The organism is Pseudomonas sp. DR 5-09 (assembly GCF_001655595.1).
Lineage (GTDB): Bacteria > Pseudomonadota > Gammaproteobacteria > Pseudomonadales > Pseudomonadaceae > Aquipseudomonas > Aquipseudomonas pharyngis.
Genome location: NZ_CP011566.1, coordinates 3,838,129 through 3,858,459 on the forward strand (window position 1 = coordinate 3,838,129; position 20,331 = coordinate 3,858,459).

Consider the following 20,331-nt stretch of genomic DNA (forward strand, 5'->3'; position numbering starts at 1 on the left):
GCGCCAACGCGCGGCGTTCGCCTGTGCGCTGACTCCGAGAACAAGCATTCAGGATTCAATCAATGAAACAACTTACCTTGCTGGCAAGCCTCTGCGGCTGCCTGTCCGTCAACGTCTGGGCGCAATCCACCGTGGATCTGGCGCCGATCACTATTGACGGCGAATCCGGTGCCGAGCCTGGCCTGAGCCTCGACCAGTCCAGCGGCATGGCCTCGCGCCTCGGCCTCAGCGTGCGTGACACCCCGGCCTCGGTGGCCATTGCCAACCGCAGTGACATCGAACGTCGCGGTTCGCAAAACTTTCAGGACGCGGCCAACACCTTGCCGGGCGTGAACGCCAGTGCCCCGCCTGGCTTTGGCGGGTTCATCTCCTATCGCGGTTTCACCAGCAGCCAGATCACCCAGATGTTCAACGGCGTCAACGTTTCCGGCGGGCTGGCGCGCCCCGTGGATTCATGGATTTATGATCGGGTGGAACTGGTCGGCGGCCCGTCATCGTTGATCAACGGCGCCGGCTCGGTCGGTGGTTCGCTGAACTACGTGACCAAACTGGCCACCCGCGACGAGCAAGCCATCAAAGGCCGGGTCAGCTATGGCACCTACGACACCACCGAAACCGCGTTCGGCCTCAATCACGCGCTGACCGACCCCGGCGCCGACGTGCAGCACTACGCGCGTCTCGACGTCAGCCACAACACCAGCAACGGCTACATCGACCGCCAGGAACGCGATGCCTGGAGCGTGGCGTTCTCGTTGCTCAGTGACCTGACGCCGAACCTGTCGCACACCCTGGCCCTGGAATATCAGGACGAACACGAGGACAGCCCGTACTGGGGCACGCCGGTGCTCAACCCCAAGGTCGGCGAGTTGAAGATCGACAAGCACAACCGCTTCAACAACTACAACGTCGAGGACGGCCGCTACGAGCAGCGGACGATCTGGGTGCGCTCGATCATCGATTACCGGATCAACGACAGCACCACCCTGCGCAACACCCTCTATCACCTCGACAGCCAGCGCGACTACCGCAACCTGGAAACCTATCAATACAACGCCGACAACAGCGCAGTGAACCGCTCCACTGCGTATCAGGTGCGACACCAGGGCGAGCAGAACGGCAACCAGTTCGAACTGCGCCACGACAACAGCCTGTTCGGCCTCGACACCACCTGGTCCGGCGGTTTCGAGTACAAGGTCAACCAGACCACCAACTCGCCGCTGAACGTCAAAGGCGCCAGCACGGTGAACCCGAACAACTACCGTCCGGGGCATTTCTATGACATTCCCGGAACGATGCCGGGTTTCGTCAGCGACAAGACCAACGAAGTCACGACCAAAGCGCTGTTCGGCGAAAACCGCCTGGCACTGACCGACAAGCTTTCCCTGCTCACTGGGCTGCGCTACGACGAAATCGACCTCGACGTGACCAACCATCGCACGGTGACCGCGAGCAACCCGCGCCATCTCAAACGCAGCTGGGAGCCGGTCACCGGGCGTGTCGGCCTGACGTATCAGTTCATTCCGTCAGCCAATGTGTACGTGCAATACAGCACCGCCGCCGAGCAACCCAATGGCACGCAGGACTTCGATGTCTCGACCGGCAAGCAATGGGAAATCGGCAGCAAGTTCGACTACCTGAACGGACGCGGCTCGGCGACGGTGGCCGCCTACACCATCGAGCGCAAGGACTTCGCGGTGACGGATCCACTGGACCCGACCAGCAGCATTCCGGTCGGCCAGCAGACTTCGAAGGGCATCGAGATTGCCAGCTCGCTGCGGATCACCGAAAAGTTGCTGGCCGAAGGCAACTTCGCCTGGGTCGATGCGCAATACGATGAGTTCAACGAGAAGAACGCCGCCGGCGTAGTGGTTTCGCGCAAGGGCAATACACCGACCAACGTGCCGGACCGGGTGGGCAATCTGTGGCTGACCTATGATTTCTCGCCGCAGTGGCAAGGCGGGGTCGATGCGCGGTACGTGGCGTCGGTGTTCGCCGACACGGCCAACACCATGACCGTGCCGTCGTACACGTTGTTTGGCAGCTTTCTCAGCTACAAGGTGGACTCGCACACCACCGTGACCGGACGAGTGCGCAACCTGACGAATGAGGTGTATGCCGAGTTCGCCCATGTATCGCCGGCGTATTACCTCGGCACACCGCGCACCTTTGAGCTGGCTGTGCAAACCCGCTTCTAAAAGCTTCGCGGGCAAGCCCGCTCCCACAGGAATCGATGTGTTTTCAAAGCTCAGAGCACACCGAAAAACCTGTGGGAGCGGGCTTGCCCGCGATGAGGTCCGTTGATTCAACCTCTATTTCAAATCAGCTGAAACCTTATCTGCCACATCCTTCGGCAGCCACGCCTGCCACACATCCGGATGCGCCTTCATGAACGCTGTCGCCGCATCCCGAGGTGGTGTGTGTTTTTCACTCATCTCGGCCAGCGCCTTGTTCAGATCATCAATCGGAAAGTCGACCTTGCTGAAGAACTCGGCGATCTGCGGATACTGTTTCTGGAACGGCGTGGACACCCCGATCGACAGCTTAGAGGCCAGTGACCGGGTCGGTTTCGGATTGGGGTTGTCGGCGTCGGTCAGGGTTTTCCAGGCCTCGGCATCGAACGGCGGCTCTTCGAGTTGGATCAGCTTGAACTTGCCGAGCAACGGCGTCGGCGACCAGTAATAGAACAGCACCGGCTTGCCCCGGCGGATCGATGAACTGATCTCGGCATCCAGCGCAGCACCGGAACCACTGCGGAAATTGGTGAAGTCATTCTGCAAGCCATACGCCGTGAGCTTCTGCTTGTTCACTACCTCCGATGTCCAGCCGATCGGGCTGTTGAGGAATCGGCCCTTGCTCGGGGTTTCCGGATCCTTGAACACGTCCTTGTACTTCTTCAGATCGCTGACGCTTCGCAGGTCCGGCGCCAATGGCTTGATGCCCTTGGCCGGATCGCCTTTGATCACGTATTCCGGCACCCACCAGCCTTCGGTAGCGCCTTTGACCGTGTCGCCCAGGCTGACGACCTTGCCCTCGGCCTCCGCCTTGACCCATACCGGACTGCGCCCGGCCCACTCTTCGCCGATGACCTGAATGTCATTGTTGGCCAGCGCAGTCTCAAGGGTGATGGTGGTGCCCGGCAAGGTATCGGTCGGCAGGCCATAGCCCTTCTCGACAATGATCCGCAGGACGTCGGTGATCAGGCTGCCGCTTTCCCAGTTCAGATCGGCAAAGTGAATCGGCGCCTGTGCCGCGCTCACCGAAGGCACCACCGTCATCAGGCCGAATGTGGTCAACCCGGCAGCCAGCAACCGTCGAAATCCGTTCATGCTTTTGCACCTCGTGCCGTTCACAGCAATAGCAGGATGGCCTGACAGAAGACCGCAAGCCTCTGAATACTCAGTCAACTGACTGTAGACGAGGTTCCTGCTTTTTCAGGGGCATGACACGCACGAGGCTACTTTTCAGACATTTCCTGCAGGATCTTCAGCTCGCGTCTGACCATGCTGGCGTATTCCGCAGGCTGCAAGGCGTAGATCTGCGAGGCGACCCACCCCAGCCAGGCGCCCTTCAACTCAGCCTTTGCAGTGAACAATCGACGTGCTTCTTCACGGGCGCTGTCGAGGTTCTGCAAATGGAAATCGGCGCGGCTCACTCGCTGGCCTTGAACGTCACCAGTTCGCCCTTGCGCCACTTGGCGGCTTTGGCGGTGACGGCTTTCAGGGTTTTGGTCAGGCCTTCCTGCAGTTGTTCATTGGCGGCAAACACGGTAACCGCGCTGTGGCCTTCCTTGAACACGATGGCGTGGCCATCGGCCGTGGTGACGAACGCGTAGTCGCCCAGACCGTACACGGTCATTTTGATTTCGCGAAAGCGGATGTCCATCTTGCCGCCTTCACGGCTGGGCAGTACCGACGCGCTGAAATGATCGCCGACCTTGAGCTTGAGGCCAGGTTTGTCATCGACCACCAATGCGCTTTCGGTGTCGATCTCGGCAACGTAAATGCCTTCGGCGTTTTGCTCGGTGATGTAAACAAAACGTGATTGAAACTGCTTGACCAGCTTTGCCCGCAAATCACCCAGCACGAACAAAGCATGCATATCGAGGTTACTGACTGCCAAAGAAACATCCCCACACTTGAAAAGAGTGCCATACGCGAAAGCGCGCACAGCAGAAAAAGTCGGCCGGGCCGAAGGTGTTGCGCGATGACTCGAATATACGCCTGAGCGAGCGAAGTGCTCATTCAACGCGAGTTGCACAAGACTACTGGAATGCCACTCGCGAAACCTGCAAAGACGTTCTCCAAATGTTGAAGGAAAACGCATCACGGCCGGCCAGGAAAAACTGACTACGAACTTTAGGGAAAAAACTCACCAACAAAAGCATTTTTCCGACATATCGCACGCAAAAAATTGCTTTAGATAGCGCCATGCCGACAACAGGTGTTGGCGATTCTAGAGCAGCGATGCTGTTCGCGACTACCCGCAACACCCTGTAAATGCGGGTCAATCCATGAAAAGGACTTCATATGTGCACTATGACGCATTTTGCCGTGACTCACGAACCCGCCTTTGCCTTGAACACTCCAGCCTTCGAGACTGTTCCTGCAATCGAGTGTTGCGGTCAGGCACCGTTGTTTCAGGTAATCCCGGCGGGCAACGGCTTTTTCCATATCAGGGAAAAGTCGACGGGGCTTGTCAGAGGTTTCCGTGAGAATCACAACGCCGCTTGCGCCCTCGCCCGTTCACTGGAATCCCGGATCGAACTCCTGGCCAGCGAGCACCTCAGATAAAGAGAGCGATCGACCCCACCATCCTTCAAGGAGTAAACCATGGAACTGCCTGCGTACAATCTGACAACCCTGTTCGACCAATTAGGGCTGCCTTCGGAGGAAACGGCGATCGACGACTTCATCGAAGCCCATCCGCTGGATGCCGATACCAAGCTGATCGACGCCGACTTCTGGAGCCCACAACAGGCGCAAATGCTCAAGGAGTGGCTGCGGGCCGATGGCGAGGAAGCCATCATGGTCGATGAGCTGAATGTGCGCCTGCACCGGGGCAAGTAATCTTGATCAGTGCAGGCTGTCACCGGTTTCAGCGCTCAATTGCGCCAGCCATGCGGCCCTGCACTCTTCCGCCTCGTTACGACTTGCAAACGCAGTGCCCCGGCGTTCGCCATTGAGCAGCACCACCCAGCAGACACTTTGCCCCATCGCGCGCAGACCGGCGGGTACACCGCTGCCGATCATCACCGCGACATCGACTCTGCATTGCATGTTGACCTCCCAACTTCATTAGCAACCTAACTATGTGGGCATGTTAATGATTTGGATCAAGAGGAAACAGCAACGCCGCTGCACAGCTTAATTGCAGTTCCGGCAACAATGGCTGAGCGCGGCTTCTCCGGTTTATAGCCCAGACGCAACCCGCCCCAATGCCGGCCCTTGACCATGATCGGCACCGACAGGTCGTGCATCAACTCGCCGGTATCGCGGGTGTAAGTCTGCAACAGCACCGGTTGCTGGTGGCTGCCGCAACGGATTCCGGTGCGGTCGGCAAATTTGCGTTTGGTGCGATTGTTGACGGTATCGACCTGCACATTACCGGTCAGCGGTTGGCTGAATGCCTGATTGTGGGTCGGCACATAACCCTGCTGCGTGCAGGCGATGGCGAACACCAGACCTTCGTGACGCGGCAGTAACGGTTCCTGGATGGCCGGCAGCACCTGATCGGTGTAGCGATCAAAACGAGTCTGGAACTTGGCGGGCTGGGTGTCGGGAATCGGTTGATATTGGCGGTCGAACAGGTCTTCAAGACTAATGCGTCCCTGCTCGACATCGGCCTCGAACCGCGCGGCAATCTGGCTAGCCCCTTCGCGGGCGAGGTCGTAGATGCGTTGGTGATAGTCATCCAGCCCGACTTCGGCCAGACGCTCGCTGATGGTTTCCGCCTGCCCTTCCATCTGCACGGCGGCCTCGGCCAGACGCCGGGTCTGCTGGTCGCTGATCGCCAGATCGCTGCGCATCTGTTCGATGGCGGTGAACAGGCTGTCGAGCTGTTCACGATTGGTTTCCGCGCCTCGGGCGATTTCGCCAACCTGGGTTTCCACCCCGGCCGCCAGTCGCGCAATGTTTTCCAGGTGCTGACCGGTGTGTTCGACCTGCTCGACGCCCGTGTGCAAATCGTCGGAGAGCTGGCGAATCTGCTCCACCACCTGCGCCGTGCGTTGCTGGATGTCGGCGACCATCTCGCCCACTTCACCGGTGGCTGTCGCGGTACGCGCCGCCAGACCGCGCACTTCATCCGCCACCACCGCAAAACCACGACCGTGCTCGCCGGCCCGGGCTGCTTCGATGGCGGCATTCAATGCAAGAAGGTTGGTCTGACTGGCGATGGATTGAATCACCAGCGTCACGCGCTGAATGTCATCGCTGCGCTGGCTCAAGGCTTCGATCAGTTCGCGGCTGGCATTGGCGCGCTGGCTGAGCTGATGCATGCGCGAAATGGAATCCACCAGCTCGGTGCGCCCCGCCGCGCTGCTGTGATGGGCTTCGCTGGCAGCGCCCAAGGCTTCACGGCTGAGCTGCGAAGTGGCTTGCTCAGTGGCGATCATCACTTCAGCGTTGTTGACGATCTGCGCGGCGGCGTCGAGTTGCGATTGAAGCTTGCCGGCCAGCTCCTTGACGGAAAACGCCACGCCAGCAGCTGATAGCGCGTTATGACTGGTGGTGTAGGAAAGGTCGCGAGTCAGCTCGGACATCGCGTTGCTGCTGTCGACCGGTTGCGCATCGGGAACCGCCCGGGAACGCAGGCGCGGCAGCCAGACGATCAGCACCGCCAGCGGCATGCCGATGTACAAGGGCCATTCGCCCAGGCTCATCCCGGCCAGCAACAGCATCAGGGCGATGCTTTGCAGGGTCGGCGTCAACCAGCGATTCTTCGGCAAAACAACTGGTGCAGGCAGAGCCGCAACCAGAGATCCATCTCTCGTCATTTTGTTACCCCACGCTTGTTCTCATTGTTGTGACTGCATTAAACGCCACTACAACGCCATTATCCATGGTCCGTTAGTCGTGGGTCTGTGGCAGGTCAATGGAATGGCGGGGAGACTTTCCGGCAGACGAGAAAAAGCAAAGATCGCAGCCTTTTGCAGTTCCCGGAGAAACTGCAAAAGGCTGCGATCTTTTCGCGACGACCCGCATTGAAGGAGTCGCCTCAGGAATCAGGCCTGACGCTGGTGCTTGTCGATCTGCTCGTGACGCTCTTGAGCTTCGATGCAGTACTTGGTGGTCGGGCTGATCAGCAGGCGTTTCAGGCCGATCGGCTCGCCGCTGTCGTCGCACCAGCCAAAGCTGTCTTCCTTGATACGCTCAAGGGCCTGCTCGAGTTGCGGCAGCATGCGCTGGTCACGATCGATCGCGTTTACCAGCCAGGTGCGCTCTTCTTCCACCGATGCGGCGTCCGCCGGGTCAGCCGGGGTGTCCAGGCTCTCGATGGCAATACGGTTCTGCTCAATGCGCTCATGGGTTTCGACTTTCATGTTCTGCAACAGCTCTTGAAAGAAAGCGTGTTGCTCGGCATTCATGTAGTCATCTGCCGGCATGGCCAGCAACTTGTCCTTTGTCATTGATATCTCTATAAAAAACGTGCATTAAGGCGAATTAGGGAGCGTTCCGGCGAACCGCCTGCGGTCATCGGAAAGGCATCGTTTATTGCAAACGCCACCCGGCACTCAATTTACGAAGGGGCGGCAGTCTAAGGCCCGTTTGAGGCCTCAGCAACTGTAAATACCGGGAATTTGTCCGACAAGGCCCGGAAACTGCTCTGACACAGGCTTCACAGCGCTCATCGGAGTGCGTTTATAGCAAGAAATTCAGTCGAGCGGCTGTATATAGAAGACAAACGTCAGACGAGCGGCGCTTTGTCGCAATTTGTCACGGTCGCTGACCGTAAAACCCACCCCTCTCAAAGACTGACAAATCCCCCCAACCTCGGCTACGTTATGCGCTCCCCGGTTCGACTTGAAGGAACGCGTCATGAAACTGATCGGCATGCTGGACTCCCCTTACGTGCGCCGCGTGGCGATCTCTGCCAAATGCCTGGGGGTCGAACTGGAACACGACCCGGTCTCGGTGTTCCGCCACTTCGAACGTTTCCAGCAGATCAACCCGGTGGTCAAGGCGCCGACCCTGGTGCTCGATGACGGCGAAGTGCTGATCGACTCGACCCTGATCCTCGACTATCTCGAAGCCCTGTCCGGCAAAACCCTGCTGCCCGCCGACCTGCCGCAACGCGCCAAAGCCCTGCGCCTGACCGGCCTCGGCCTTGCCGCCTGCGAAAAAGCCGTGCAGCTCTACTACGAACGCAACCTGCGCCCGGCCGACATTCAATACCAGCCGTGGGTCGAACGCGTCGAAGGTCAACTCGCCGCCGCCTTCACCGCCCTTGAACACGAACTCGAAAAACACCCACTGCCCACCGACGGCCCTCTCCAGCAGGACGGCATCACTCTCGCCGTCGCCTGGAGCTTCACCGGCCTCGTCGTCCCCGACCAGATCGACGCTCAACGTTTCCCGCGCATCGCCCAATACACCGCGTACGCCGAAAGCACCCAGGCGTTCATCGACACCCCGATGACCTGACCATGAGCGCCACCGAAACCGCCGCCCCGGCCCTCAAAGAAATCTTCAACGCCGAACGCCTGCAACACATCGCCACAGAAATGAGCGCCGTGTACCCGGCGTTCAAGGCCAAGGCGTTTCTCAAGCACGCCAACGACGGCCTCGCCGACCTCTCCGTCATGCAACGCATGGCCCGCGTCAGCGAAAGCCTGCACCACGTGCTGCCGCTGGACTACGCAGACTCCCTCCACGTCCTACGTGAACTCGCCCCACGCCTGAACAGCGGCTTCGTTAGCATGTGCCTGCCGCACTACGTCGCGAGCTACGGCGCGCACGCGTTCGATACATCGATGGAAGCCCTGAAGTACTTCACCACCTTCGGCTCCTCCGAATTCGCCATCCGCCACTTCCTGCGCAGCAACCTGGAACGCTCGCTGGAACTGATGCACGACTGGACCCGAGACGAAAACCACCACGTCCGAAGACTCGCCAGCGAAGGCAGCCGCCCTCGCCTGCCGTGGTCGTTTCGGCTGGAACCGGTGCAAGCGGATCCGCTGTTGGCTGCCGGGATACTTGATCGGTTGAAAGCCGATGAAAGTTTGTACGTGCGCAAGTCCGTGGCGAATCATTTGAATGACGTGACCAAAGAGCATCCGGAGTGGGTGCTGGATACGGTTGAGGGGTGGTCGCTGGAGAACAAACACACGGCGTGGATTGCCAAACATGCGTTGCGGAGTTTGATCAAGCAGGGGAATTCTCGGGCGCTCACGGTTATCGGTGCGGGGGCGAAGGCTGAGGTTGAGTTGCTGGATGTGAAGGTGGAACCGGCGGTTGTGCGGCTTGGGGAGACGATTACTTTGTCGTTTACCGTTCGATCGTTGGTGCCAGTTGAACAGCGGTTGGTGATTGATTATGCGATTGACTATGTGAAGGCGAATGGCGGGACTTCGGCGAAGGTTTTCAAGTTGAAGACGTTGGAGCTGGAGGGGTTTGGGAGTGAGGTTGTGGTGCGACGGCAGGTGATTAAGGATTTCACTACGCGCAAGCACTATGCGGGGGTGCATGCGGTGCATGTGGTGGTTAATGGGGAGCGGTTGGGGAGTACAGCGGTTGACATCGATTTTTGACGGACTGAAAGATTCTCTCTGACGTTGCTCTCGTACGTGGACTAGCCAACAAAAAAATCCAAGGACCTGGCCATGAAGCTTAAACAAATAGTCGATTGCTTTTTTAAATATGCGATTGAACGGAGAAATCCGTACAGCAGCTTCCCCCTTACCACTGAAATCGATGAGTTTGGCGGGCCGTATGTTGAAATTTCCGACTCAGGAAAACTGGCTATCGTTGCGCGAGATCGCGGTTATGAAGTGTTGAGAAAAGAGACAACATCACCAGAGGAGCTGGCTAAATGGGTGTATGAAATGTTCAACAAGAGATAAAACTTCACACCTATGCGTCATTCCGACTAATCCAACTCGACGCTTTCAACTCTTCGCAACCGATCAAAAATTTACGACTTTACTTTCTGACTGATTGTGACCAAAAGTATCTAAACACGCTTGGCACCCCTTCACAGCCGGCTTCAGGCGGGAAGGAAGGTCAAACTGTCAAGATTGATCTCGGCGTAAGAACCTATATCCCCCTTGTAAAGCGAGACCCTGGACACGCCCAGCTCGGACTGTAAAAGCTCGACTAACGTTCTTAGCTTTTTGTTTTTAGACATCGACGTCGGACGCACTACCGCTGCCTGTCCGGGTTCGTCATCGTAAATCCTGATCAGAAACATATCCTCTTCGCTCTGTATTTCGTAGTTATAACCACGATACTCATACCCGAGGTCGTGGTCGACGTCATCAAAGCGAGTAGCTTTTATTATCTTCAAAGTGGCATCCAGCATTTGATCACCATAGAAGGATCGTTTCAAAGAAATGCTAAAAAAATGGGGACGTGCAAAAAATCGAAAAATAGGGACGCATCTATTTATCAAAAGACCCGCTCTATTTTTTCCGACTCCCCCCGTTTCCAAGAATTACCAACTGCCATATGGAATGCCGAACTGGTCGATATAACGCTTGGATTTTTCACTGACCGGATATGCGTAACGCCCCTGGTTTTTGCCTTGGCTTGGCCCCAACGGTTCAATCTCAGCTTGCGCCCTAGCCACTTTGATCGGGTGATGACAAGAGTCTCTAACCCACACTTGCACAACTCCGCCCGGCGCCAACCCTAAATAAACGGAAGAAATATAGGTGGCCGTTTCCTCCGGAGTTTTCGCACATCGCTGATTGACCGACGTCAGCATCAGCTGCCTGGCTTCTTCCGGTATATCCACCCAAGCACGATAGGTCTGAGGCTCCACAATAGATTGCCAACGAACAAAGATTCGTTTGGGAAGATCGGCGCCTACTACTGCTTTTGCAGAGCCGCCTACGCCATGCCAACCTCGGGCTGACTCTGTGCCATCCTCTGGTTGCCCGCCCGAGGCGGATCCCCCGCCGGTGCGTAGGAACGTTCTTCCTTTGATGTCTTCCACCGAAGTATCTTCCACCCAAACCTTCATGTAGTGAGGCTCTGTGAAACCCAGCTCCCACCATGGGGATTTTGGGTCGTTTTTCGCTGAAAGCGGGTCTGCGGAACAACCGGTAGTGAGCAGTGTGCACAACAGGGTTACAAGTAGCTTCATTACCAAAGCGTCCAATCAGGTACGTGCGGGTGTTTTACTCGAATTGCATCTGACGTGGGAGCGTTGATCTAAACCGCTTTCACGCCACTTCCATCCCTTCGGCCGAGTGGGTGGTTCCAGTTGGCGGATGTATGAATGTACTTGAGTTTCAGGATTTGCTCCTCTTGCGGGGTGGTGCTGTAGTCGCCAGAGACAAAACGATCACACAAAGCTTGAAGCTCCGCAGGAATGGAAAACTCGGGAGTCTCAGGAATATCGTTGAAGCGAACTCCCTTGGCTTTCGCCTGTTGATGCATCACACGTAGACATACTCTGGAAAGCATCCCGCTCACAGGGCGTTTGAGCTGAACGGCGGCATAGACGCGCTTGATCTGTGGACTAGATCGATCCTGTGGACTATTGGGCATAAGGAGTGGCGGTGGCGTGACGATTTCCAGCATTTCAGAAGGCCAGCCATTGGCGAGCCACTGATTTTTCACGGTTAAAGCATCCTGATAAATCGAGGTGGTTACGACATCAGTGTTAAGCGACACCTCAAGTGTCTGCATCGGGCTGACGAGTACGCACTCATCCGCCTCCTCGAGGTAGCCCCCACCAATATCGGAATGAACACCGGGCAAAATGATCTCCTGATGATCTGGCGTTACACAGCTGAGGGCGAAATTTCCCCTGCACTCATCGCGTGCGACCAATTGGAGGACATCAGTGAAATAGCGTTGATCCAGATAAAGCTTGATGCCTGTTGCAACGGGGCTTTTGATGTTGCCCAGATTGGACCAGCCAGCAATGGACGGAACGGTATCGAACAGGCCTATAAAGCCCATATTGATATCGCTTTTATATTGATCGCTGAAAGTCGAACTCAAGGAAGCTGCGTTATTTCGAAGGATTTCTCCTAAAGGACCCTGTTTGCCGCGCACGACTTCATTTGCAAAATGCCGAGCGGCTGCCGCACCACGGCTGAAGCCGAAGGTGTCGAATGTCAGGGAGACAATTTCACAGCCCGGATTTTCGTCCAGCGCCTCCTTGATCCGCTGCTTGATCAATACGAACGAAGATTGAACACGACCGGCAACTCCGGTTTCGCCACGCCCAGTACCTGCTCCCAAGGTGCTGTCTTTTTCACCTGAACGGGTGCCGATCCCTTCGACATACACCATGCGAAAAGCACGTTTTCGCGTGCCCTCACCTTCGGCTGCCTCAGGCGTGTCATACAGCTCACTCAGCTTTTTTATATTGCTGACATCATTGCCATAACTACTATCCGGATCACTCATATACGGCTTGCAGCTCGCATCAATATCTTGAGCAGCAATCGGATGATGAGCACCACACAGAAGCCCGGCCGCAGCGTTATTGGCATTATTCCCCGTCCCATCGAAGAACACTCCGATCCGCAGGGCTATGCCGATCTTTTCACGAGCCGATGCCGGTTCCTTCCCGTGTTTCTCATATTCAGCCCAACGCTGGGCATGAATATCGACGGGGTCGGTTCCTTTGTTGCGATAGTTTTTAGGCGGGTTGGGAATGTAGCCACTCAATCTTTGATTCCTTCTTCTGATCCTTGAAGAACGGGCCGAAGGGTGACAGCGGAAATCGGGGGACGCAAGGCGTGGCCGCGTGCCAGCACCTGGCGCTCTTTCTCCCTGCCTGCAATGGTGGCGCCGAGCCACGAATGATATGGTTCAGCCTCAAAACCAGGGACGACACCTCGTGCACAAACAATGTCTGGCAGCAGCAGTAACCTTCGCCATCAGTTTTTCCGCTCTTGCCTCTCCCGTACCGCAGGAAGAGCTCGAAGAGTGCCAACGAATAGAAAACTCGGCCAAACAGGTCATGAAAACCAGGCAGCAAGGCGTGCCCATGGCTTCGGTGTTGGAACTGGCCGAAGCGGCAGGTAAGCAGAACGAGTATGTGGGTGAGGTGTTCAAGTCGTTGATTCGCGAGGCGTACGAGATTCCTCAATACTCAAGCGAGAGTTTGCAACAGAAAGCGATCAGCGATTTCCATTCCAATTTCTACAAGGCTTGCATCGTGACGGCGGAAAAGAGAGCGAACGCCAACGGTTGAGCTTAACGAACAAAAAAGGGAGCAGATTCAGGTAGTGAATCTGCTCCCTTTTTCTGAAGGGCTCCTGTTTCAGTTTCCGGGCCAAAGAGCCCCATCATCTCCACCCGCAGTGAAAGCCGCCCCTTCAATGTGATACACCTGCGGCTCCTCCGAAAAATACCCCTCCAGCCCCAGCATGAAGATCCTGTGATCCTCCCCCGCCTCAAACTCTGTATGAGCCTCAAGCGACTCCCACCGCACGATCAAGTTGAACCGCTCCGGCGTTTCAATCCCCTGCGCAAGCATGTGCCCGCCATACCCATTCGCACGGCGGAGCAAAGGCGCAACCTCGGCAAATGCACCTCTGAACTCATCAACACGTTCTGCGTGAACGGGCAGCAAAGCGATCTCATAAATCATGATGCATCCTCCACACAACCCGAACGAAGCGCCGGCACGACCGCAATCGCAATCTTCCCTTGAAGACCGTTGTTGGGACTTTCCAACCGAGCATGGGCCAGCGCAATCTCCGCAAGCGAATACACCGCGCCAACATGTGGTCGCAGTTGACCGCGCTCCACCAGGGCACTCAATTCATCAAGCTTGCCGCGGTTCTGGCGGGTGAAAACGAAGTGATAGCTCGCGTTCTTGCCCCAGGCCTGAACGAGGTTTTGTGGTTTGGCGATGTCGACGATCGAGACCACGCGGCCAAGTTGTGCGAGGGCGTCGGGGCTGCGCGCGAGGGTGTCGCCGCCAATGGTGTCGAATACCACGTCCACTCCCAGGCCATTGGTTTCTCGCAGGATGGCGTCGACGTAGTCGTCCTTTTCGTAGTCGATGATCACATCGGCGCCCATGCGACGGACGAACTCGGCGTTTGCTTCGCGCGCAGTGGTGAACACTTTGGCGCCCATCGCTTTGGCGAGCTGGATGGCGACGTGGCCGACGCCGCCTGCGCCGCCATGGATCAAGATGCTCTCCCCCACTCTGAGCGCTGCCCGCACGATCAAGGCTTCCCATGCTGTCCCGCCCACCAGGCTCAGGCTGGCCGCTTCGAGATGGCTCAGCGAGCGCGGCTTTTTGCCAATGATGCTGGCGGACGCCACGTGGTACTCGGCATAACTGCCGGGGCCGTCGAAGATTTGCGGCGTGTACCAGACTTCGTCGCCCGGTGCGAAAGCCGTCACGCCGGGGCCAACCGCTTCGACTACGCCGGAGACGTCATGTCCGGTGATGGCCGGCAGTTGCACCAGATCCTGATAGTCGCCGCGTCGGACTTGATAATCCAATGGGTTGATCGAGGTCGCGTGTACCCGGACCAGCACTTGCCCCGCTTCCGGCACGGGCTTGGGTATGTCGCAGAGTTGGAACGATTCAGAGTTGCCAAATGATTCAAGCAGCATCGCTTTCATGGTGAATCCTCGTATCGACAATAAGGGATATCGAGATATCTCGATATCATGCGGTAAATTTTTTTACAGCTCTTTCCCTATGACCTCGGCCAAGGCGCTGATGTTGGCTTCATTGCGCTTGTAGTAGGTCCACTGACCGATGCGCCTGACTTCAACCAGGCCCACACGCTGCAGCGTTGCAAGATAACCGGACACCGTTGACTGCGAGAGTCCTATGCCCTCTTGAATACTGCTCACACACACGCCCACCGTGTGAACGTCGCCCTCGTCCTGCGGGGGGAAGTTCTTTACGGGGTCCTTCAAGCCTTTCAGGATTTCAAGCCGTACCGGGTTTGAGAGTGCTTTGAATACTTCGATCAGGTCCATGCCGCGAGAATATCGAGATTATTCGATATGTCAATACGCTGTTTGACCAGCGGAAAACGAACCGCTGGCCGGATCATCGTGAAGATGTCCTCACTTCCTGTTGACAGGCAACAGACTGGATGCTGATCGTGCGTTCGGCAACCTGCCCGGCAGACTGCCTTTGGCTTTTTGATAACGAACTCAACGCTGACGCAACGGCAGCATGCGCAGCAGCGTGTTGTCCCGCACCCAATAGTGATGAAACAGTCCCGCCGCCGCGTGCAGGCCGATCAGCCAATAGCCCGTACTGCCCAGCAGTTCATGCCAGTACTTGATCTGCTTGGCCAGATCCGGATTGACCGCCACCGGCGCCGGCACATGAAAGCCGAAATACGGAAAAGGTTTGTCGCCGGCCGCGAGCATCAGCCAGGCCAGCACTGGCGTGACAATCATCAGCCCATACAGGGCCAGGTGCATCAGGTGCGCGATTGCCGTCTGCCAGGCAGGCGGTTTGGGGATAATCGGCGGACGTGGCGTCAGGCGGCCAAACAGGCGCACCCAAACCAGAACAAAAATGCTCGCGCCGAACATTCCGTGCAGGCCCATTAACAGGCCTCGCGCTTCGCTGCCTCGGGGCATGAAGCCTTTTATTTCAACGCAGGCATACACGCCCACGAACAGCGCCAGCATCAGCCAGTGCAAGGTGATCGACAGTTTTCCATAACGGGGTGCGGCCAGGTCGCGGGTCATAGTTGCCTCGTGATTGTTGTAAGCGAAGGCCGATTCGTTCGGCTGTCTCGATCCGGTTGCCGGGCGACCCGACGGCGTCACACTGCCGTGACAGTCTTAAGACAATCTGAAGATCCGACGTTCGTTAACCTTTTTTCACCTTCAGACTTCGTTAAGAAATGGTCCGGATACTCCACTCAAACCTATTGAGGGAGGCGTTCAGCCCATGCCCGATTCTGACTGGAACATCCCCCTGCCCCTGCGTTTCGGCCAAGGCGAAACACCGCGGATGCAACTGTCGAGCGCCCCACCCGGCGACGCTCAACGAGCGGCGTTCGAAGCGTTTATTCAACAACGTTTTCGCAAGGCCCACGGCGCCGATATCCGCCATTTCATGCCCGAACTGTTTGGTGTGCACAACGACTCCGGCGACCTTTGCGCGGTTGCCGGAGTACGTCGTGCGCACCTTGAACCACTTTTTCTCGAACGTTACCTGGATGAACCGATCGAGCCGTTGATCAGCGCGGCGGCAGACCATCCGGTGGAGCGCAGCGCGATTGTCGAAGTCGGCAACCTTGCCGCCAACGACACCGGCAGCGCGCGCCTGAGCATCATTGCCATCACTTACCTGCTGGCCATGGGCGGTCTGGGGTGGGTGACGTTTACCGGCAATATCGGGCTGGTCAACAGCTTCCATCGCCTGGGTCTGAAACCCGTGACGCTGTGCGCCGCCGACCCGGAACGCCTGGGCGATGACCGTCACCACTGGGGCAGTTACTACGAAAGCAAACCCTGGGTGCATGTCGGCAACATCCGCGCCGGTTTCATCCATCTGCGCAACATCGGTCTGTTCAGCCGGCTGGGATTGCCGACGTCTATCGAAGGAGCCTGCCATGTCGCTTGAACGGCAACGATTCCAGGAAACCCTGCGCAGCCATGCAGGGCGCAATGACAACGCTTTGGCATTGTGGGGCGACACGCTGAAAATCAGTTACACGACGCTGTACGCCGAGGTGATGTACCGCCAGCAGCGCCTGCGCGATGAGCAGGTGACGGTCATCGCCCTGGCGCTGGACAACGGCGTCGAAGCCATACTCTGGGATCTGGCGGCGTTGTTTGAAGGCTTGACGTGCGTGACCCTGCCGCCGTTCTTCAGTCCGGCACAACGTGCCCATTGTCTGGAACAAAGCCAGGCCGAACGAGTGATCGCCGAACCGGAGCTGGAGCCAGAATTGCTCGCTGCCGGTTATGAACAACGCGGTGAATTCTGGTGCCGCGCCTTTGAAGGCCCGAACCGCCTGCCCGCCGGTACCGCCAAACTGACGTTTACCTCCGGCACAACCGGCACACCGAAAGGCGTGTGCCTGAGCGCCGACAGTCTGCTGCGGGTCGCTCGGGAGCTGGAAGAGGCCAGCAAACCCACAGCCCCTCAACATCACGTGGCGTTGCTGCCGCTGGCAATCCTGCTGGAAAACCTTGGCTGTTACGCGGCCCTGTACGCCGGCGCAACGCTGAGCGTGCCGAGCCAGAAAACCCTGGGCATCCAGGGCGCCAGCGGCGTCGACCTGCCGCGTTTGCTGGGCTGCCTGGCCCACCGGGCGCCCGAGAGTCTGATCCTGGTGCCGCAATTGCTTTTGCTGTTGGTCAGCGCTGCCGAACAGAAAGCCTTCGATCCGCAATCGCTGCGTTTTGCCGCCGTTGGTGGCGCACGGGTTTCCGAGGATCTGCTGCACCGCGCGCAACGAATCGGCCTGCCGGTCTACGAAGGTTACGGCCTGTCAGAGTGCGCCTCGGTGGTCTGCCTCAACCGACCCGGCGAACGTCGTCCGGGCAGTGTCGGGCGGCCCCTGCCCCATGTCGACGTGCGCCTTGCCGAAGACGGAGAGGTGTTGATCAAGGGCTCGACCTTGCTCGGTTACCTTGGCGAGCCGATGTACAGCGATGAATGGTGGCCCAGCGGCGATCTGGGCGAGTTCGACCCGGAAGGTTTTCTCTACCTCAAGGGCCGCAAGAAGCATCAGTTCGTTACCAGTTTCGGACGCAACGTCAACCCGGAATGGGTCGAGTCCGAACTGACTCAGCGCCAGCACATCGCCCAGGCCTTTGTATATGGCGAGGCCTTGCCGCACAACCACGCCCTGCTCTGGCCACATCGCCCTGATTGCACCGATGCACAACTGGAAGCCGCCGTCGCCGCTGCCAACGAGGCCTTGCCCGATTACGCCCAGGTGCATCACTGGACACGCCTCGAACAACCTTTCACGGCCACCAACGGCCTGCTCACCGCCAACGGTCGCCCCCGCCGCGAGGCAATCGTCACGCAGTACCGCGCCGTGCTTACCGAATCCGCCTTTTCCGAGGAATCCGCACCATGAGCTTTTTTGACACCTTGCAAGAAGCCACGCACCAGGAACGCCACGAGCTGTTCAATTTGCCGATCATCCTCGATGCGCTGCAAGGCAAGGTCAGCCTTGAAAGCTATCGCGCGTTTCTCGCCCAGGCCTACTACCACGTGCGCCACACCGTACCACTGATGATGGCTTGTGGTGCGCGCCTGCCGACGCATCTGGAATGGCTGCGCAAAGCCGTGTGCGAATACATCGAGGACGAATACGGTCATGAGCAATGGGTACTCGACGACATCGCCGCTTGTGGCGGTGATCGTGACGCGGTCCGGGACGGTCAGCCTTCGTTGCCGATCGAGCTGATGGTCAGTTTCCTTTACGACCTGATCGCCCGGGGCAACCCGGTGGGACTGTTCGGCATGGTGAATGTGCTTGAAGGCACCAGCATCGCTTTGGCCACACACGCGGCAGGCAGCATCCGCGAACGTCTGGCCCTGCCGGAAACGGCGTTCAGCTACCTCAGCTCCCACGGCTCGCTGGACATCGAGCACATGCAAACCTATCGCCGGCTGATGAATCAGCTGGAAGATCCGGCCGACCAGGCGGCGGTGATTCATGCCTCGAAAGTCGTCTATCGGCTCTACACCGACATGTTCCGAAGCCTGTCCCGTGACGCGGAGGTTCAACATGCAGCTGCATGAAGCCCGTGTGGTGCTGACCGGTGCCAGCGGCGGCATCGGGATAGCGATCACGCGTGCCCTGTGCGCCGCCGGTGCGCAAGTACTGGCGGTGGCGCGACATCAGGAATCGCTGCGCCCGTTGCTCGATCTTTACCCACAGAATCTGTGCTGGGTCGCTGCCGACCTGACATTCCTCAGCGACCGGCGCAAGGTGCTGGCCGCCGCCGAGGCCATCGGCGGCATCAACCTGCTGATCAACGCCGCCGGGGTCAATCATTTCGCAATGCTGGAACAGCTCGACGACAGCGACATCAACGCCATGCTGGCGGTGAACATCGGTGCGCCGATCTGCCTGACCAAACTGTTGCTGCCGCTGCTCAAACAGGCCGACAGTGCCATGGTGGTCAACGTTGGCTCGACCTACGGGTCGATCGGCTATCCCGGTTATGCCAGTTATTGCGCAACCAAGTTTGCCTTGCGCGGATTTTCCGAGGCCTTGCGCCGAGAGTTGGCGGATACCCGGGTCGGTGTGTTGTACGTGGCGCCCCGCGCCACACGCACCAGCATGAACAGCCCCGCCGCCCAGGCATTGAACGATGCACTCAAAGCCAGCGTCGACGATCCGCAGGCCGTCGCCGCTGCGGTGATTCATGCGATTGCCGGTGATCGCCGCGACCTCTATCTGGGCTGGCCGGAGCGCTTCTTCGTACGCCTCAACAGCCTGCTGCCCAATCTGGTGGATCGCGGTCTGCGCAAGCAATTGCCATTGATCCGTCGCCTGAGTGAAAAAACCGAGAACGAGACGCCGAAACCATGAAAAAACTTCTCGCCTGTGTGCTGCTGGGCGCCCTCAGTCAAAGTGTCTGGGCGCTGGACGCTGCCGATCAACAACGCCTCAACAGCATCCAGCAGAGCTGGGCACACATCCAGTACGAAACACCGGAAAAACAGCGCGCCGCTGCATTTGAACAGTTGGCCGTCCAGGCAACGCACTTCGCCACCGAACGGCCGGCCGTCGCCGAGGCCTGGATCTGGAAAGGCATCGTCACCAGCAGTTGGGCCGGTGCCGAGGGCGGACTGGGTGCTCTGGGTAAAGCCAAGGATGCCAAAGCCGATCTGGAAAAATCCCTGACCCTGGACCCCAAGGCGCTGCAAGGTTCCGCCTACACCAGCCTCGCCGCGCTGTACGATCGGGTGCCCGGCTGGCCGATCGGTTTCGGCGACAGCGACAAGGCTGAGCAACTGCTCAAGCAGGCCCTGCAACTCAACCCTGATGGCATCGACAGTTTGTACTTTTGGGGCGATCACCTTTACCGTCAAAAACGCTACGCTGAAGCCAGAGCAGCGCTGCTCAAGGCCCTGCAAGCCGCTCCGCGCCCGGGCCGGGAAAGTGCCGATGCCGGGCGCCGCAAAGAGATCGCCGCGTTGCTGGTGGACGTAAACAAGAAACTCGACTGACAGGAGTCC

At 58.1% G+C, this 20,331-nt stretch carries 24 protein-coding genes and 1 pseudogene; 12 read left to right on the forward strand and 13 right to left on the reverse strand.

What is annotated here, in order from left to right:
• Positions 1–62 precede the first annotated feature (62 nt).
• The gene (locus tag PDR5_RS17095) at positions 63–2,195 is read left to right on the forward strand and encodes a TonB-dependent receptor (RefSeq protein WP_064597406.1); all 2,133 of its coding nucleotides are present in this window, start codon (positions 63–65) and stop codon (positions 2,193–2,195) included.
• Between the two features lie 114 nt (positions 2,196–2,309).
• Here PDR5_RS17095 and PDR5_RS17100 read toward each other — a convergent pair whose 3' ends face one another.
• The 3 genes from PDR5_RS17100 to PDR5_RS17110 form a co-directional block, all read right to left on the reverse strand.
• Entirely contained in the window at positions 2,310–3,326 is a 1,017-nt protein-coding gene (locus tag PDR5_RS17100) for an ABC transporter substrate-binding protein (RefSeq protein WP_064597408.1), read from the reverse strand.
• Positions 3,327–3,454: 128 nt separating this feature from the next.
• Positions 3,455–3,652 (reverse strand): hypothetical protein, encoded by a 198-nt coding sequence (locus tag PDR5_RS17105; RefSeq protein ID WP_064597410.1) that lies wholly within the window; start codon positions 3,650–3,652, stop codon positions 3,455–3,457.
• Entirely contained in the window at positions 3,649–4,119 is a 471-nt protein-coding gene (locus PDR5_RS17110) for a hypothetical protein (protein WP_007950541.1), read from the reverse strand. Before PDR5_RS17110 ends, PDR5_RS17105 begins: the two co-directional genes overlap by 4 nt.
• 407 nt (positions 4,120–4,526) lie before the next feature.
• On the opposite strand from PDR5_RS17110, the gene PDR5_RS30215 reads away from it, so the two are divergent.
• Positions 4,527–4,790: a hypothetical protein gene (locus PDR5_RS30215; RefSeq protein ID WP_064597411.1), complete on the forward strand. Its 264-nt coding sequence runs from the start codon at positions 4,527–4,529 to the stop codon at positions 4,788–4,790.
• 39 nt (positions 4,791–4,829) lie between these two features.
• Positions 4,830–5,066, forward strand: a complete 237-nt coding sequence (locus PDR5_RS17120) for a DUF2789 family protein (protein WP_039767041.1) — start codon at positions 4,830–4,832, stop codon at positions 5,064–5,066.
• Positions 5,067–5,072: 6 nt separating this feature from the next.
• Here the strand turns inward: PDR5_RS17120 and PDR5_RS17125 are convergent, their stop codons facing one another.
• The 3 genes from PDR5_RS17125 to PDR5_RS17135 all read right to left on the reverse strand — a co-directional run bounded on the left by PDR5_RS17125 (position 5,073) and on the right by PDR5_RS17135 (position 7,627).
• Positions 5,073–5,276 carry a hypothetical protein gene (locus PDR5_RS17125; RefSeq protein WP_039767042.1) on the reverse strand — a complete coding sequence of 68 codons (204 nt, stop codon included), beginning with the start codon at positions 5,274–5,276 and terminating at the stop codon, positions 5,073–5,075.
• Positions 5,277–5,332: 56 nt separating this feature from the next.
• Positions 5,333–6,994: a methyl-accepting chemotaxis protein gene (locus PDR5_RS17130; RefSeq protein WP_064597413.1), complete on the reverse strand. Its 1,662-nt coding sequence runs from the start codon at positions 6,992–6,994 to the stop codon at positions 5,333–5,335.
• A gap of 228 nt (positions 6,995–7,222) precedes the next feature.
• The gene (locus PDR5_RS17135) at positions 7,223–7,627 is read right to left on the reverse strand and encodes a TraR/DksA family transcriptional regulator (protein WP_039767046.1); all 405 of its coding nucleotides are present in this window, start codon (positions 7,625–7,627) and stop codon (positions 7,223–7,225) included.
• Between the two features lie 409 nt (positions 7,628–8,036).
• Between PDR5_RS17135 and PDR5_RS17140 the strand changes: the two genes are divergently transcribed.
• The 3 genes from PDR5_RS17140 (at position 8,037) to PDR5_RS17150 (ending at position 10,060) form a co-directional block, all read left to right on the forward strand.
• On the forward strand, positions 8,037–8,642 hold the full coding sequence (locus PDR5_RS17140; RefSeq protein WP_064597415.1) for a glutathione S-transferase: 606 nt from the start codon (positions 8,037–8,039) through the stop codon (positions 8,640–8,642).
• 2 nt (positions 8,643–8,644) lie between these two features.
• On the forward strand, positions 8,645–9,748 hold the full coding sequence (locus PDR5_RS17145; protein WP_064597418.1) for a DNA alkylation repair protein: 1,104 nt from the start codon (positions 8,645–8,647) through the stop codon (positions 9,746–9,748).
• 72 nt (positions 9,749–9,820) lie between these two features.
• Complete coding sequence (locus PDR5_RS17150) at positions 9,821–10,060, forward strand: hypothetical protein (protein WP_011334704.1); 240 nt, start codon at positions 9,821–9,823, stop codon at positions 10,058–10,060.
• Between the two features lie 143 nt (positions 10,061–10,203).
• Here the strand turns inward: PDR5_RS17150 and PDR5_RS17155 are convergent, their stop codons facing one another.
• The 3 genes and pseudogenes from PDR5_RS17155 to PDR5_RS17160 all read right to left on the reverse strand — a co-directional run bounded on the left by PDR5_RS17155 (position 10,204) and on the right by PDR5_RS17160 (position 12,845).
• On the reverse strand, positions 10,204–10,518 hold the full coding sequence (locus PDR5_RS17155) for a hypothetical protein (RefSeq protein ID WP_064597421.1): 315 nt from the start codon (positions 10,516–10,518) through the stop codon (positions 10,204–10,206).
• Positions 10,519–10,650: 132 nt separating this feature from the next.
• On the reverse strand, positions 10,651–11,304 hold the full coding sequence (locus PDR5_RS29380) for a DUF2931 family protein (RefSeq protein WP_011334706.1): 654 nt from the start codon (positions 11,302–11,304) through the stop codon (positions 10,651–10,653).
• Positions 11,304–12,845, reverse strand: a pseudogene (locus tag PDR5_RS17160) (phospholipase effector Tle1 domain-containing protein). Before PDR5_RS17160 ends, PDR5_RS29380 begins: the two are co-directional and overlap by 1 nt.
• A 172-nt stretch (positions 12,846–13,017) precedes the next feature.
• Here PDR5_RS17160 and PDR5_RS17165 point away from each other — a divergent pair.
• Entirely contained in the window at positions 13,018–13,374 is a 357-nt protein-coding gene (locus tag PDR5_RS17165) for a hypothetical protein (RefSeq protein ID WP_039767675.1), read from the forward strand.
• A 69-nt stretch (positions 13,375–13,443) separates the two neighbouring features.
• Here PDR5_RS17165 and PDR5_RS17170 read toward each other — a convergent pair whose 3' ends face one another.
• The 4 genes from PDR5_RS17170 to PDR5_RS17185 all read right to left on the reverse strand — a co-directional run bounded on the left by PDR5_RS17170 (position 13,444) and on the right by PDR5_RS17185 (position 15,860).
• Positions 13,444–13,773 (reverse strand): antibiotic biosynthesis monooxygenase family protein, encoded by a 330-nt coding sequence (locus PDR5_RS17170; RefSeq protein WP_064597423.1) that lies wholly within the window; start codon positions 13,771–13,773, stop codon positions 13,444–13,446.
• The gene (locus PDR5_RS17175; RefSeq protein ID WP_064597425.1) at positions 13,770–14,765 is read right to left on the reverse strand and encodes a zinc-dependent alcohol dehydrogenase family protein; all 996 of its coding nucleotides are present in this window, start codon (positions 14,763–14,765) and stop codon (positions 13,770–13,772) included. The genes PDR5_RS17170 and PDR5_RS17175 overlap by 4 nt, the downstream gene beginning before the upstream one ends.
• A 63-nt stretch (positions 14,766–14,828) precedes the next feature.
• Positions 14,829–15,131, reverse strand: coding sequence for an ArsR/SmtB family transcription factor (locus PDR5_RS17180; protein ID WP_007950555.1), 303 nt, complete (start codon positions 15,129–15,131; stop codon positions 14,829–14,831).
• A 180-nt stretch (positions 15,132–15,311) separates the two neighbouring features.
• Entirely contained in the window at positions 15,312–15,860 is a 549-nt protein-coding gene (locus PDR5_RS17185; RefSeq protein WP_064597427.1) for a cytochrome b, read from the reverse strand.
• A gap of 205 nt (positions 15,861–16,065) precedes the next feature.
• On the opposite strand from PDR5_RS17185, the gene PDR5_RS17190 reads away from it, so the two are divergent.
• The 5 genes from PDR5_RS17190 to PDR5_RS17210 are packed head-to-tail and all read left to right on the forward strand — an operon-like array spanning position 16,066 to position 20,322.
• Positions 16,066–16,743, forward strand: a complete 678-nt coding sequence (locus PDR5_RS17190) for a thermostable hemolysin (protein ID WP_064597429.1) — start codon at positions 16,066–16,068, stop codon at positions 16,741–16,743.
• Positions 16,733–18,214: an AMP-binding protein gene (locus PDR5_RS17195; RefSeq protein ID WP_064597431.1), complete on the forward strand. Its 1,482-nt coding sequence runs from the start codon at positions 16,733–16,735 to the stop codon at positions 18,212–18,214. The genes PDR5_RS17190 and PDR5_RS17195 overlap by 11 nt, the downstream gene beginning before the upstream one ends.
• Complete coding sequence (locus PDR5_RS17200) at positions 18,211–18,885, forward strand: TenA family transcriptional regulator (protein WP_064597433.1); 675 nt, start codon at positions 18,211–18,213, stop codon at positions 18,883–18,885. Before PDR5_RS17195 ends, PDR5_RS17200 begins: the two co-directional genes overlap by 4 nt.
• On the forward strand, positions 18,872–19,681 hold the full coding sequence (locus PDR5_RS17205) for an SDR family oxidoreductase (RefSeq protein WP_064597435.1): 810 nt from the start codon (positions 18,872–18,874) through the stop codon (positions 19,679–19,681). Before PDR5_RS17200 ends, PDR5_RS17205 begins: the two co-directional genes overlap by 14 nt.
• Entirely contained in the window at positions 19,678–20,322 is a 645-nt protein-coding gene (locus tag PDR5_RS17210) for a tetratricopeptide repeat protein (RefSeq protein ID WP_064597437.1), read from the forward strand. The genes PDR5_RS17205 and PDR5_RS17210 overlap by 4 nt, the downstream gene beginning before the upstream one ends.
• Positions 20,323–20,331 lie beyond the last annotated feature (9 nt).